We start from the raw sequence: 14,396 nt of genomic DNA, 5'->3' as shown, positions 1-14,396 counted from the left end.
CGATAGTTGTCTGGTTCGCCTGACTTGATTTTTATATATTAACATCTATCTTAAAATCTACTGCCCACCCTTGAATTAACTTTTATTTCTAGGTAAATCTAGGTATTTTGGCAACTGCTGACAACCCAATTTCTAAAATCTATAAGGTCGTACTTGTGCGCGGATAACAATAGCTGTAATGTTATCGTGACCATTATGCTGATTAGCTAGGTCGATTAACTCCTTCACACCTTGCTCCAAATTACTTTGGGGGTTGAGAAGAGGTTCGAGCTTACTTTGCCAGTGAGTTTCCAAGAAATTGTTGTCCGTTAAGCCATCGGAGGCCAAAATTAATAGAGTATCTTCAAGTAGTTCTATAAATTGCACCTCTGGCTTGACAAAATTATCATCTCGTGGGCCGAGAGCTTGAGTTAGCTGATAGGCATCGGGGCGGGAGTATGCAGTTTGCGGGTCAACGCCTCGGTTAATTTCCCGTTGACCTACCTCGTGATCGGTGGTAATTTTTTTGAGTGTCCCTCCTCGCCTGAGTCGATAAAGTCGGCTATCACCAACGTGGGCAACAGCAACTTGGGAATCTTGAATTAAAACTGTTATCAAGGTAGTACCCATTCTGGCACTACCAGAGCGAACGTCTTTTTGATTAACTTCATAGATAGCCTGGTTGGCTAACAGCACTGCTTCGGTGATGGTTTGGGCGGAGGGTAACTCATCTCCCCAACGGCTTTGAAAGTATTGCTTAAGGCTTTCTACGGCTAATTGGCTGGCTACTTCACCACTGGAGTGTCCACCCATCCCGTCGCAGAGAATGTAAAGTCCTTTAACCTGGAAAATACGACCCAGTGAGGTTTCGAGTTTGTGCGCCTGAGTCCAAATGCTGAAAAAGTCTTCGTTGTGATCCCGCTGGCGGCCAACATCTGTGCGCCCGCAGTCTTCCAAGCGATAAACTTGCATGGGTAGAGGTAGGGTTGTGGTGTCGTCGCCAGCATCAGCGAGCTGTTGCTGAAATTTGCCCAATTGCAGGTGGGTGAGGGCTGAGGTTGGGGTTGGTTCGGGTTGCAGTGAGCTGTGCATAGTTTCTAGACGCGATCGCAATAACTCTATTGTTTGAATATCACCCTGATGCAAGTCGCGCAGCAGAGCCGCCAAAGCACTAAACAGGGTGCGTTGAGACTGGCTAAATAAAGCTTGCCAAAATTCTCCTAAAGTTTGCAGAGTGAGGGAGGATGGAGCGGTTTCTGGATAGAGCTGTTGCAGGCGTATAGACGCTAAAGAACCTGTGGGATTGGGGTTTACCCGCAAATTTGTCATTTCTAGTAAGCTTTGACGATTCTGCGAGGGTTCTAGTGCTGCCCAAAGTTCTGTTATTTCGTTGAGCCAATATAAGATTTGCTGGGTTGAAGTTTCGGGATTGCTCCACTGTGCTGATAATAAGGGCAAGTTTGAGCAATTTTCTAAGAGCATTACTGCTTGTCCGTTTTCCTGCAAAGTGTCGTGAAGCTGGGGCAGGTTTTGGGGAAATTCTGACTGTAGAGTTAAGTAAGATTGTGCGATGGCGATACGCCGCGCCGAAGGCATCGCAGGAATTTCTGACTTAGCTGCTAAGAGTGCTTTGAGTACGGAAGCTTGCAAAGGATTACAGTCTAAGACGGGCGCGGCAGCAGTTACCTCAGTAGTTGTTAATACTAGGGGTTCTAATAGTTGGTAACGTTTCTGCGTATCTAAATAATCTCCCGCAGGTAAAGAGGGGGGAGAGGGGGGAGAGGGGGAAGAGGGGGAAGTTAAATCTTCTCCATTCTCCGAGTCTCCCAGTCTCTGAGTCTCCGAGTCTCCACTTTCCGGCTTGTCTCCCTTCGGGAAATCAAGGGCGGGTATGGCATTTTGCTCTAATTTGTCTATGAATGCGGCATTTTCATTTTCTGGGAAGGATGTAGCCCCTGGGATATTAACCGATCCAGTATCTTCAAGCTCTTCATTGCTGATGGAGTCGTCAGGGGGAAATTGAGGGCTTAAAACTGCTGTTTCTGGCGGTTGGAGGGCGGGGGATAATTCTGTGCTAATTATGTCTGATGCTGGCTCTAGAGAGCTTTCTGACGATCCTACACCGATGAAAATATCTTGTAACTGCTGAATTTGGACGTAAGCGTTGTCAGTTGAAGGTATTGTGATTTCGGGTTCTGAAGTTTGAGGGGGTTGTGACTGTGGTTCCCATGAAACTACTGCCCACCACACTTGACCTGTCGCAGTACCACAATTTTGACAATGTTGAGCGCTAAAAGAGACTTTAGCGCCGCATTCAGGACAAAACTTGTCGGTGAGGGAAGTGCCGCAGTTTTGACAAAATTTGTTGCTATTGGGATTCTCAAACTGACACTGAAGACAGACGAGCATAGGGAGGGACTAGGGGCTAGGGGCTAGGGGCTAGGGACTAGGGGAAGAAGGGAATAAATCAAGGGAATAACAAATAACAATGCCCAGTAACTATTCTAGGCGAAGAATTCCATATTCTGATGTTTATTAGAAAGGAGTGCCTGGAGAGTCGAGATCGTTTAAAACGGTTTCTTGGGCCATAGCCTGAATGGTAGCGAAGGAAACTTCGCAGAAATATCGTCTGCGGAATTGTTCTTCTGATACTACGGCTAAGAATTGTTGTATGGAGTGGGAAAGTGCTTCAGAATGAGAAATTGAGAGTTGTTGAGAATGGGTTGGGTGAGATAAAGTTTCTGATTGTTTTTCTAGGGGATGTCTGGCGATATGAAAGGCGCGATCGCGATAGGTGATTTTGAAACCGAGATGGGTTAAGGTTTTGAATCCTAGTTGTAGGGATACATCGCTGATGCCCAATTTCTGCTTTAGTTGTCTGCGGGTGACTGTTTGGCTGGTATGGGTGAGGTGTTTGGCGATTCCGACTAGCTCTTGCCAGATTTGGATGGGGGGCGGGGATGGGGGACGGGTGTACGCGATCGCGATTTTCTGTTGTGAATGTAGTCCCCGCCGGAACCATGCTTGCAATTCGCCCCAGCTAGTGGGACATTCTGAAATTATCAGAGGCGAGGGAGAAATAGGAATAGGTGACTCATTTTGGTTTTGGCTATTTCGCCAGTCTAATATCCAATCAATTTGGGCGGGAATATTAACGGGATCGTTGTCGCTGTTTGGTCGCAAAGCAATTAGTCGGACATGATATTTTTGGTAAGTATTGTAGTCAAGTTCGACTATGGCATCACAGGGGAATTTCGGAATTTCATCTCTATAGTGTTCCCACCAAATCCCAGGAAAGGCACGCTCGGTAGAGTTGTCTTTGATTTCAAAGGTGGTTTTGATATATTGTACTTTATTGCCTTTTAAATCTTTCTGATTTTCATTCCATGTATTTTCAAACCAACAGTTTTTAATCAATAATTTAGGTGCTGGATTGCCCATGCCGCAGGGTTCTAGTAGTTTAAGTTCTTGAAATAACTCTCTTCCTAATTCAGAGACGGTAACAATTAGCTCTGCTTGGATGACTATGGGAGGTAAGCCATTGACCATAATTCCCCGCAATTGTTGATTAATTGCATCTGTAAATAGAGGTATATTTTCTACGGGCAAGCTTAATCCAGCAGCAAAGGGATGACCGCCAAAACGATGTAATAAATGAGCTTGACTTTTGACTAATTTGTAAAGGTCGATTTGGCTAACTGAACGAGCAGAACCTCTGGCTAAAATTGGATCTTTGGCAATTGGTAATTGGTAATTGGTAATTGGTAATTGTTCCCCATCTCCCCTGCTCAAGAACTCCGCATCTCCCTCGCTACCCCGCTCCCCGGCTTCTTCTGTACTGAGTAAAATTGTCGGGCGACCGTATTTTTGGGCAATTTGACCTGCTACTAATCCTAAGACACCGACGGGCCATTGAGGATCGGATAAAACAATAACGCTAGTAGTTGATAAGTCAATCTTAGCTAATTTTTCAGTGACATCTCTAACCGTATCTTTTTGTATAGATTTGCGGCGAGTGTTAGCTAATTCGGTTAAAAGTGCTAGTTCATTGCAACGTTTTGTATTCCGATTGGTCAGCAATTCTACGCAAAAACTAGCATCACCTTGAATGCGGCTGACGGCGTTAATTCTAGGGCCGATTCCGAAAGAAATGTCTGTCGGGCGATCCCCACTTCGCTTGCATAATTCTAGTAATTTAGCAATCCCTGGTCGAGTAGGATTTACGATCTGTTCTCCTAGACATTCTATGCCTTTTTGTGCTAAGTAACGGCAGTCACCAGTAAGTTGTACTAAATCAGCAATTAAACCAATGGCTACTAAAACTAATAGGTCTTCTAAAGGACGTTGAGGAACATCGGGCAAAGTCTGATAAAGCGCTTCAATTAACTTGTAAGCAACTGCTACACCAGAGAGGTGAAAAAGTTGATGAGTGGAGGGTAAATAGCGGGGATTGATGATTGCTACTACTTGAGGACGTTGTTCTGGTAGCGTATGATGATCTGTGACAATGATATCTATACCTAAACTTCGAGCATAGTCAATTTCTGCCAAATTTGTGCTGCCAGTGTCGCAGGTAATAATTAGATTAATTCCTGATTTTGCTAAGGTATCAATTCCGGGGTTGTTGAGGCCGTGAGATTCGGTGAGGCGATTGGGAATATAGTAGGTTAGTTGGTCATTTTTAGAGAAGAATTGACCTAAACCATCCCAAAGAACGGAAGTAGAGGTAATACCATCTGCATCAAAATCTCCCCAAATGGCGATATTTTCTGCGTTATTGCGTGCTTGCAGAATTCGGTCTATAGCAAGATTCATTTCTTGCCCAAATTCAAAGGGACTTGCTGGTTGATAAAGGTTGGGGTTTAAGAAACCGGATATTTGTTCTGGGTTTTTAATTCCCCTGGATATTAACACTGAGGCTGCATAATGTCCTCGCAATTCGGGCGCATGATGTTTGATAGCTTCAACTAACCAAGCTGGCGGGTGAATTGGGGGCTGAATTTGCCAATTTTGAGGTGGTTCGGGCATTTAGGAATATCCAAGGAGTAATTGATTCCTACATTTCTATTTAATCTTATTTTATGTAATTTTTTTTAGCTAGCAAGCTAATTCTATTCCTTTGGCGGTACTCAGAGAATCACTCTAAGGGTACAGCCTGCTTAAAGGCTGGCCAGTTAGAGTGAATACAGATGAAGAAAAAAACAAAGGTTCTCTAAATGCCCTAAGAAGAAAGCTGTTAGCTTTCAAATAGGAGCATCCTACAGAGAAATATTTTTTGAATAGTTGTAACGAGGATAATTATGAAACCTAACGAAGAAAATAGCTCTAGCCGTGAAATTCATCAAGAGGTTCACACCGATGGCACTAACGGTCACGTCAGTACAACACGAACTACTTCAACGGTTCCGAGTACAACCGCAGCTCATCATAAAGGTTATGTAGAGGGTGAAATTGCGGAAAACCACCGAAAAATAGGAGCCCAACAAGTCCGTGATAATGATAATGCTGCTCGCGGGTTGCTGTTAGGAATTATTCTTGCTTCTTTGGTAGGCTTGGTTCTCGGCACTGTATATTACTTGAATAGGCGTGATGAGGCTCCTATTCCTGCTCCTTTGATTGTACCTGTGCCGAGGGCAAATCAGCCTTCAACAACACCTGCTCCGACTCGGACTATTGAGAGAGAAAAAACGATCATTGAAAAGATTGTTCCGGTTCCTCAAGAATCTCCAGTTCAAAAAGCTACGCCTGCTCCTCAAGCAAGTCCAGTTCAAAAAGCTACGCCCGCTCCTCAAGCAAGTCCAGCTCCAAATATCAATATTACTGTTCCAAACTCGCAGCGGCAAGATGCACCTACTCAGCCAGCAACTTCGGCTCCTTCTTCGCCGTCAAATAATATCAATATTACTGTTCCGAGTCCACAGAAGGAGCCAGCTTCAACTGCCCCAAGTCCGGCACCTCAGAGCTCAACTTCTCCATCCTCAAATCAAAATAATGATGGTTCTGGAGTAGGTACACAGAGTGAAAGTAATACTGGAAGTGGCACTGATTCTAGTCCTAGCAATACGGCTACACCTAATAGTAATTCTGGTACAGATGGTGCGGCTGGTTCACAGCAGTAAGTAGTCAGACATCATTAAAAGTAGGGTGGGCGCTCGCCGCAAAAGGCTATAACTCATAGCTAAATCCAATTAAAAATTAAAAGTTAAAAATTAAAAAGGAAATTAATTAAATGTTTAATTTCTAATTTTTAACTTTTAATTTTTGAGAGAGGCGAGCGTCCACCTTATTCTTATCTTTTTCTGAAATTAATCGTTTCAGAATTGAACTGCCCACATAATTTGCAAATATTTCTTCTCCTTTTTTATTATAGTGACAGCAACTATCTATATAAACACTTTCTTTTGTCTTGTCAAAAATATTTACAGCATCAAAGATTCGCACGTTATTTTTTTGCAAATTTCTGAATTTAGTAAAAAGTATCGGATATCCAGCTCTCACAGATTTTGCATAAGGAGTATCCTTATTAAAGGCTACCTTTTTTTCAGCTTCACTGAAGACTCTTGGAGTCGGGAAGTATTGATTTGGCTGGAAAAAATGAAAATATAAAACATTACTACTAGATAATACTTTATTCATAAATATTGAGCTTTTAGCCCAAGTATTTGCCATTTTTTCAAAAGCTACTGGATCTTTTAATACATTATCTTCACTATTCACATAAATGATGCTTCCTGATGATTGCTTGCCTTGTTTCTTCCGCTCTTTTTCAAATCTAATTAAGTTGCGTCGATATTCATTGACAAAGCTTTGAATATAGAAAGAAGTGACAGAATTGCACAAGGCTAATTTACAATTTTTTAATGTTTCTACAGCCTCTTTAATCCGATCTTTATTTTCCTGGATTTTCAATATTGCTGTGAGAGCTTTTGTAGAAAGAGAATTATTTGCTAAGTTTGTCAGCGGTTGCAAGTGTTGAACACTTGGCATAGATATATCAATTTTCTCCCGATTGTTTAAACTCGCAAGTGCTACTTCATTAAAACCATCTATATTGATAACCATATCTAGTTCTTGACCTAAAGTCAAAAAGTAGTTTAAAATCAATAGTTGTTGAGGTTGTTTGTAGCCTCCTGTAGCAAAAGACAAAACGATTACTTCCTTATCTTTTAGTTCGGGAAGCTGTTTCAGGTATTTAGCAACTATCTTATGTTGGACTTCATAAATAGAAAAATTAGAGGCTACTGAACCGCCAAAGATCCCGACAATAAATTGATTTTTCTTTTTCTTTTTAAAGGGGTAATCATAGGGCGAAATGAAACCATAGTTATTAATTTTAAATCCAGGTCTAAAATCACCACCTGGTTTTTGAACAAACCCAAAAAAGGGATGAATTCTTTCTACTATCGACTCACCCAGTCGTACTCCTTCTAAATCCATTCCTAAATCTGGAGTATCTTTTGGCTTTTCTCTAGTGTAGAAAAACTGATGATTTTTGACAAAATACAAGCCTAACGATCCGGCTTCAAGGAAAGTAAATAAAAGCACCAAGTTAATCAATGCGAGTTTAACTATCCCTTTGCTTCTTTTAATTAAGTTAAAATCTTTCATCACCACGTACTATTCCTAATTGTCTAATTTTTGTATTTAGTGAAATTATGATATCATATTTTTTGCCGTCTTATGTATCTATTTTTCCTCCCTTAATCTTTGGACAATAGAGGTAGAAATATAGGTGGCAAATATTTCATCTCCTATAGCATTATAATGACAGCACGCATCTTTGTAAACAGTTTCTTTGGTGTCATCTAAAATATTGACGGCGCTAAATATATTAAGCTGCACCTTTTGCAACAGCTCAACTTTCGACAACAACAAAGGATAGCCTTTTTTAATCGCATCAGAATATGGACTATCCGGGCTCAAAAAAAGCCGCTTTTCTTTTTCAGTAAACACTCGCTTTGTTGGATAATACTGATTTGGTTGTATGAAGTGAAAATATTTAATCTTTCTCTTCGCCAAAAGTTGTTTCATCATTAGAGAAGATTCAAACCAAGTTGCTGCCATTTTTTCAAAAGCAGTTTTATCATCTAAAACCGACTTGTTTTTAGGAATATAGACTATATTATTCTTACCGTCTGTAGTATTTGATTGTTTTACATTCTGGTCATAAGTGATAATTTGTTGTTGATAATTATTCACCAATTGTTTGATATGCAAAGATTTTAAAGTGTAGCACAAAGCTAATTTACAATGGTCTAAATTATTGATGGTTTCTCTTAACTGCTTTTTCGTTTCGCTAATCTTCACTATTGAACTCATCACTTCTGGCGACAAGCTATTATTAGCTAACCCCGTCAATGGCTGTATGTGCTGTACGCTAGGCATTCCCAAATCTACTTGAGCTTTATTGTTTAAGTTTGAGAGGGCTACTTCGTTAAAACCGTCAATGTTAACAACCATATCAAACTCTTGACCTAAAGCTAAAAAATAATTTAAAATCAATAATTGCTGTGGTTGTTTATAACCACCATTGGCAAAGTTTAAAATAACTATTTCTTTGTTAGAAAATTCTGGAAACTTCTTCAATTTTTCAGAGAATCTTTTGGTGACATATTCATCTGTGGCAAAATTGTTAGCGACTGAACCGCCAAAAACTCCAATAATAAATTGATTTTTCCCAGTTTTAACAAAAGGATAGTCATAAAGCGAAAAAAAGCCTTGACTATTAACTTTTAAGCCTAACTCTTCCTTTGAGAATGCTCCTTGTTTCAGCACGTAGCCAAAAAAAGGATGAAGCCGTTCTACAATAGATTCATCTAGCCTAACTCCTGTCCGCTCCAAGTCTGTTACTATTTTCTCTTGAGTTTTCCCTCTTGTGTAAAACAACGTCTTATTATTAATAAAATAAAAAGCTAAAGATAGGCTCTCTAGACAAAGAAATGCTATCGCTAAGTTGATCGCAATTAACCCTAACAAGTTTTTGCTTTTTTCAACAAGATTTGAATCTTTCATGGATATCATTAACTCTTATTTAACACTTTTTGGTTGAATTGGTTTCAATTGTCCGCACAGCTTTTCAGAAATCATTCTAGCAGCAAGTCGATGCCCTTCAGGATTCCAATGACCTCCGCAAGCCAAGGCATTATCAAATCCATGCAGGCAAACCTTATTTTGTTCGGCGTAAGCCTGGAAAGGTTGAGCCAAATTCAATACTGGAAAACCCGCACGATTGCCTAGTGCCTGCATCCTTTTATCTGCATAGAACAAGTCCTTAATATTGTTCTCCTCCATATTTTTTTTAGTCTTTGATATATCCGGCTGTACTTGCATAGGATCGCCGATAGTAACAAGTAAAAAATCCGCCTTTTTCTGCACTACTTCATCCCGCATTAATACAATTAAGTCTTCAGTTAAGCGCCATGCCTCCTTCCAAGTTTTATCTTGAGGTTCCTTTAAATTATTAGCACTTAAAGCTGTAAAGTTTTCAGATATTTGGCGTTTCTTAATATCTAACTCTACTTTTTTAGCAACCTGTAAAATTCGGGAATTGTTGACTAACCAAGTAGGAAATCTATCAACAATCGAAACAGCATAGCGATTGCGATCGATAGGAGGGAGATTGCGAAAGGACATATCCTCTACTAACTTGCCATTTCGATCGTAAGTAAAAAATGGTCGGTAATGGTCATATTCAAGTTCGCGGGAATTATTGATGATATCATTGCCAATAAAAAAGGCGAGGATGACAACATCAGGATTGTAATCCCATGCCTTTTTTCGCAGAGTAATCAATTCTTGAGCAGTACCATATCCTTGCACTCCAAAATTAATTACCTCAACTTGCTTGTCTTTTAAGGCATCACATTTTCCCAGTCTATTTTCCATTTTTGCCCAAAAAGTTCTTTCCATTGGCACATGAATTGCCTCCGTGAAAGAATCTCCTAGCACGGCAATTCGGAAGGTATTTTTAGGCTTAGCTTTACTATGTTCGCGATCGCGCAAACCATCACTATTAACCCGTACATAACTTCCACCTTCACCTTGCCAATCGCCAGCAGCACCAGGTTTTAATCCCCAACCCCGATCTGGATCGGAAGTGTGAAAAATTGTCGGTGCTGAATCAACAACGTCTCCTATTTTCTGATAACCTTCACTGCCAGCAACCCGCAATCCTACTTCACCAATTAACACCCCTACCGCTAAACTGCCGAGTGTCAATCCTAAATTGACACCCCAATTTTTCAGTTGGCTCATTATCTCAAAACAGCGTATAGATAAAGGGGGCAATCACAGAACCCTGACTCAATACAATCAAAGCTCCCAAAAGAACTAAGGTAATAATCAAGGGCAATAGCCAATACTTTTGGCGTTCTTTCATAAACGCCCACAAATCTTTCAAAAAGTCTAATGTTGCTTCAAACATTAGAAAGGTCGCTCCATACTAATTTTTGTTCTAACTTTGCTAGGCACGCGGTAAGTTACGGTATCGCCTTGCAATTTGCGCTGCATTGGATCGTCACCCAATAACCGTTTAATCATTCCCATCGGTAGCAGGATTAGGTAAAAGACTATACCCAAAATAATCGGTGTTTCTATCGCATTGAGAATGAGTCCAAACCGCATCCATCCGTGGTAAATAGGATTCAAGGCTCTTGGTAGTGTCAGGGCTAAACCACCCATTACACCCCCGACAATCCAAGGCCACCAAGGTATAGAGTGGTGTCGCAACAAAGGGATTAATAAACCAAAAAGACCCGCAATTAATCCCCCAATTAATAGTCCAAAGTCTCGTAGTCCTTTGTCGTCAAGTTTGCGTATTTCGTGATTACTCATCAGTCATTTAACTTTGTTAGTAGTTAGTGGTTAATTGTTAGTTGTTAGTTGTTACTTGTTAGTTTTTTGTTTGTTAAGTAATAGTGGCGTTAGCCGCTATCTTCAAATATTGTAATAGTGGCTTTAGTCGCTCTTTCCTATAACTTAGCGGCTAAAGCCACTACTAGGAGGATTGAGAGTTTACTTGTGTTTACCTTTTGTACAGCTAAGAGCCAACAACTATCAACTATCAACCAACCACTATCAATTAACAACCATCAACGAAGAATTAACTAATCTAATTCAAATTCACTCTTCCAAGAATCATCTTGTTCCCAAGGAATTTGTTCCGATTTCGCCAACAAGAAATTCTCCACTACCAGATAATCCATTTCAGTCCGCATAAAACAGCGGTAAGCATCTTCTGGAGTACAGACAATTGGTTCACCTCGGACATTAAAAGAAGTATTAACCAACACCGCACAACCAGTTCTCTTCTCAAAATTAGAGATTAAGTCATAGTAACGGGGATTGGTTTCTTTGTGAACTGTCTGGATACGAGCCGAGTAATCAACGTGGGTGACAGCCGGCATTTCTGAGCGAGGGACATTCAGCTTGTCAATGCCAAAAAGTTGCTCCTGCTGAGCTGTCATCGGAATTCTCAGACTTTCTTTCACAGGAGCTACTAATAGCATATAAGGGCTCGAATGGTCAATCTCAAAATAATCAGAAACTCGTTCGGCCAATACTGAGGGTGCAAAAGGCCGAAATGATTCCCGGTATTTGATTTTCAGGTTCATCACCGACTGCATTTTAGTATTGCGTGGGTCGCCAATAATCGATCGCCCTCCCAAAGCGCGGGGCCCAAATTCCATCCGGCCTTGGAACCAACCGACAACATTACCACCATCCAAAATTTCGGCTAAGCGGGGCATCAATTCTGCGTCATCAAGCCGCTGATAACTGGCTTGGATACCGTCGAAATACTCCAGAATCTCAGCATCACTGTAGCGCGGCCCTAGATAGGAACCGCGCATTTGGTCATTGCAGGCTAGTTTAGCAGTAGATTTGGTGGCGATCGCGGGTACGCCGCGCTGCGCGATCGCAGCAGCATTTACCGCCGACGAACCCTCACCAGTATCTTCAGTTTCTCGCGATGAATCCCCTACATCTCCTACTAACCAATTTTTGACATTCCGCTGTTGGCCGCCATACTCGTACCAAACCGCCAAAGCTGCACCCAAAGCGCCCCCTGCATCTCCCGCAGCGGGTTGAATCCAAATATCCTTAAAAGGCCCTTCACGTAAAAGGCGACCATTAGCAACGCAGTTAAGCGCTACTCCTCCCGCAAGACAGAGATAATCAGCATTGAGTTCTTTTTGGACAGTCCTGCTGAGACGCAACACTACTTCTTCGGTAACAACCTGAATCGAAGCGGCGATGTCCATTTCCCGCTGAGTGAGTTTGCCTTCAGCTTGGCGCGGCGGCCCGCCAAATAGTTCATCAAACTTTTTATTGGTCATCGTCAAGCCGATGGTGTAGTTGAAATAATCCATGTCCAACCGGAAAGTACCATCGTCCTTGAGGTCAAGCAGGTGAGTGAGAATTTTATCTACATATTTGGGCTCACCGTAAGGGGCTAAACCCATGAGTTTGTACTCACCAGAGTTGACTTTAAAGCCTGTGTAGTAGGTAAATGCTGAATAGAGCAAGCCCAAGGAATGAGGAAAGTCAATTTCCCATTGGGGAATAAGTTGGTTCCCATCTCCCCACCAAATTGAGGTTGTAGCCCATTCACCTACGCCATCAAGACAGAGAACAGCGGCTTGTTGGAAGGGACTGGGGAAAAAGGCTGAAGCGGCGTGGGCTTGGTGATGTTCGGTAAATAACAGGGGAGGTACTAAGGAGGTTTTGCAGCCGCCTATTGCTGCGAACTCTTTTTTTAATACAGTTTTGAGGTAGAGCTTTTCTTTGAGCCATACGGGCATCGCTGCTAAGAACGAACGAAAGCCATGAGGAGCATAGGATAGGTAAGTTTCGAGCAGGCGCTCAAATTTGACCAGGGGTTTGTCATAAAAGACGATACGATCTATTTCCCGTAGCTCTAGTTTGGCTGCTTTGAGGCAATAGGCGATCGCATTCTCTGGAAATCTCGCGTCGTGCTTCTTGCGGGAAAATCTCTCTTCCTGCGCGGCGGCGATAATTTCGCCATTGGAAACTAAGGCTGCGGCGCTGTCATGGTAATACGCCGAGATGCCAAGTATGTTCATCGTCTCCTCACAAATAGCAATGGTTGGGCTGGTGAATGTTAAGAATTGAATATCGACAGATTATAGCTCTAGGAATACTGATTTGTAGTTAGCAAGGGTGCGATCGCCTTTTTCCTTAAGCGAACTCAGAAACCAAATATCCGCCGCCGCATTACTCTCAAGTACACTTTGACCGAGAATTGATACATTTCGGCCACCAGCCACAGGACAATGCCTAAATGGGACAGGAAGGCTAACACAGTCCAAGCAATAGGCAACCACGATAGTTTACTACCTGGAGTTGCAGGAAAGTAGTAGGCGGAAAGGCCTAAAAGTGTAGTAGGAAGGACGATTAGAGCAATTGCTGCTACCAGGTATCCCCAGCCTAATTCCACTCCCTCTAGGTGGGCTCCTATCCAATTTTTGCCATTCCAGTGCCAAATTATCGGCGGTTCTCTGTCCGCCATTTTCAGTACCTGCTTTTCTACGTTGGCGATAAAAATGCGATCGCAACTGTTACAAGCTAACGCTTCCATTAGAGTTAAAGTAGAAATCTCACCCCAACGGCAGACTGGACAGGGATATGCAGTTTCACCTGTAAAAGGGTGGCCTAATTTTTTCGAGTTCCAATTTTCTATCATGGTCGGCCCTGGGAAGCAATCTCAAACTTTTAGGACTTTAACTCGTTGCAATATTTTTCAAAGAAACCGGGTTTCTTTGCTTAAGTTATATAACTAGGATAATTCACCCAATATTGTTTCGATCGCCACTTCGGGCAGACCAAGCACTAAAGCAATTTGACATGATTCGATACCTTGACTGTGCAATTTGCAAACGACTTCAGCAACATCAATTTCGAGGCGTTCGATCTGAGTTTTGAATCGGGAGTTAGTGGCGCGAGTATCGTCAGAGTTGGTAGGCGGAGAAAGACAGGGGTTGAGGTTGAGAGTGTGAACGTATTCGACGTATTGAATATAATCTTTGCCGAAGTTTGAAGTATTACTAATATTTCTGCGATCGCAAGCAGCTTTGAGATTGCCTTTTTGCATCTCTTCATCCATCACTACCGATAGATTTTTGAGCAATTTGTAGCCGACTTCTCGGACGTATTTGGTAGTGTAGCGGGTGTCACGGGCGATCGTTTCGTAGGTTTTACCATCATACATTCCCTGAAACACTAACCGTTGCAGCGTATTGAGATGTTTTCCAGTTTTCTCGAAGATCAGGGAATCAACTAATTTTAGCAGTTCGTTTTCGTCAGGGACGGCTTGCAACGGGCGATCGTCCTTGGGCACCATAGGTTGAGTGAAGGCAAAATAAAATTGTGTGAAACTTCGGGCTTTTTCAGTCTTTTTC

11 protein-coding genes are annotated in these 14,396 nt (G+C 41.9%); 1 reads left to right on the top strand and 10 read right to left on the bottom strand.

What is annotated here, in order from left to right; all coding sequences use genetic code 11:
* Positions 1–132: 132 nt before the first annotated feature.
* Together PY364_RS02580 and PY364_RS02575 are read right to left on the bottom strand one after the other, a co-directional pair.
* Positions 133–2,388 (bottom strand): serine/threonine phosphatase, encoded by a 2,256-nt coding sequence (locus PY364_RS02580; protein ID WP_275520250.1) that lies wholly within the window; start codon positions 2,386–2,388, stop codon positions 133–135.
* 126 nt (positions 2,389–2,514) lie between these two features.
* Positions 2,515–5,007: a DHH family phosphoesterase gene (locus PY364_RS02575; RefSeq protein WP_275520249.1), complete on the bottom strand. Its 2,493-nt coding sequence runs from the start codon at positions 5,005–5,007 to the stop codon at positions 2,515–2,517.
* A 272-nt stretch (positions 5,008–5,279) separates the two neighbouring features.
* Here PY364_RS02575 and PY364_RS02570 point away from each other — a divergent pair, with 272 nt between their 5' ends.
* Positions 5,280–6,098, top strand: a complete 819-nt coding sequence (locus PY364_RS02570; RefSeq protein WP_275520246.1) for a hypothetical protein — start codon at positions 5,280–5,282, stop codon at positions 6,096–6,098.
* Positions 6,099–6,219: 121 nt separating this feature from the next.
* On the opposite strand, the gene PY364_RS02565 is transcribed toward PY364_RS02570, so the two are convergent.
* The 8 genes from PY364_RS02565 to PY364_RS02530 form a co-directional block, all read right to left on the bottom strand.
* Complete coding sequence (locus PY364_RS02565) at positions 6,220–7,587, bottom strand: hypothetical protein (protein ID WP_275520255.1); 1,368 nt, start codon at positions 7,585–7,587, stop codon at positions 6,220–6,222.
* Between the two features lie 78 nt (positions 7,588–7,665).
* Positions 7,666–8,991, bottom strand: a complete 1,326-nt coding sequence (locus PY364_RS02560; RefSeq protein WP_275520244.1) for a hypothetical protein — start codon at positions 8,989–8,991, stop codon at positions 7,666–7,668.
* A 15-nt stretch (positions 8,992–9,006) separates the two neighbouring features.
* A complete protein-coding gene (locus PY364_RS02555; RefSeq protein WP_275520242.1) occupies positions 9,007–10,233 on the bottom strand; it encodes an SGNH/GDSL hydrolase family protein in 1,227 nt (408 codons plus the stop codon).
* Positions 10,234–10,237: 4 nt separating this feature from the next.
* Positions 10,238–10,402: a DUF5989 family protein gene (locus PY364_RS02550; protein ID WP_007355070.1), complete on the bottom strand. Its 165-nt coding sequence runs from the start codon at positions 10,400–10,402 to the stop codon at positions 10,238–10,240.
* Complete coding sequence (locus PY364_RS02545) at positions 10,402–10,812, bottom strand: SxtJ family membrane protein (protein ID WP_275520240.1); 411 nt, start codon at positions 10,810–10,812, stop codon at positions 10,402–10,404. The genes PY364_RS02550 and PY364_RS02545 overlap by 1 nt, the downstream gene beginning before the upstream one ends.
* A 272-nt stretch (positions 10,813–11,084) precedes the next feature.
* Positions 11,085–13,061, bottom strand: coding sequence for a carbamoyltransferase (locus tag PY364_RS02540; protein ID WP_275520238.1), 1,977 nt, complete (start codon positions 13,059–13,061; stop codon positions 11,085–11,087).
* Positions 13,062–13,186: 125 nt separating this feature from the next.
* On the bottom strand, positions 13,187–13,681 hold the full coding sequence (locus PY364_RS02535; RefSeq protein ID WP_343277547.1) for a hypothetical protein: 495 nt from the start codon (positions 13,679–13,681) through the stop codon (positions 13,187–13,189).
* A gap of 93 nt (positions 13,682–13,774) precedes the next feature.
* On the bottom strand, positions 13,775–14,396 hold a 622-nt coding region (locus PY364_RS02530; RefSeq protein WP_275520236.1), incomplete at its 5' end, for a hypothetical protein.

The organism is Kamptonema sp. UHCC 0994 (assembly GCF_029167235.1).
Lineage (GTDB): Bacteria > Cyanobacteriota > Cyanobacteriia > Cyanobacteriales > Microcoleaceae > Kamptonema.
The sequence above is the reverse complement of the archived record's forward strand: the minus strand, read 5'-3'. Positions and strand labels throughout refer to the sequence as shown.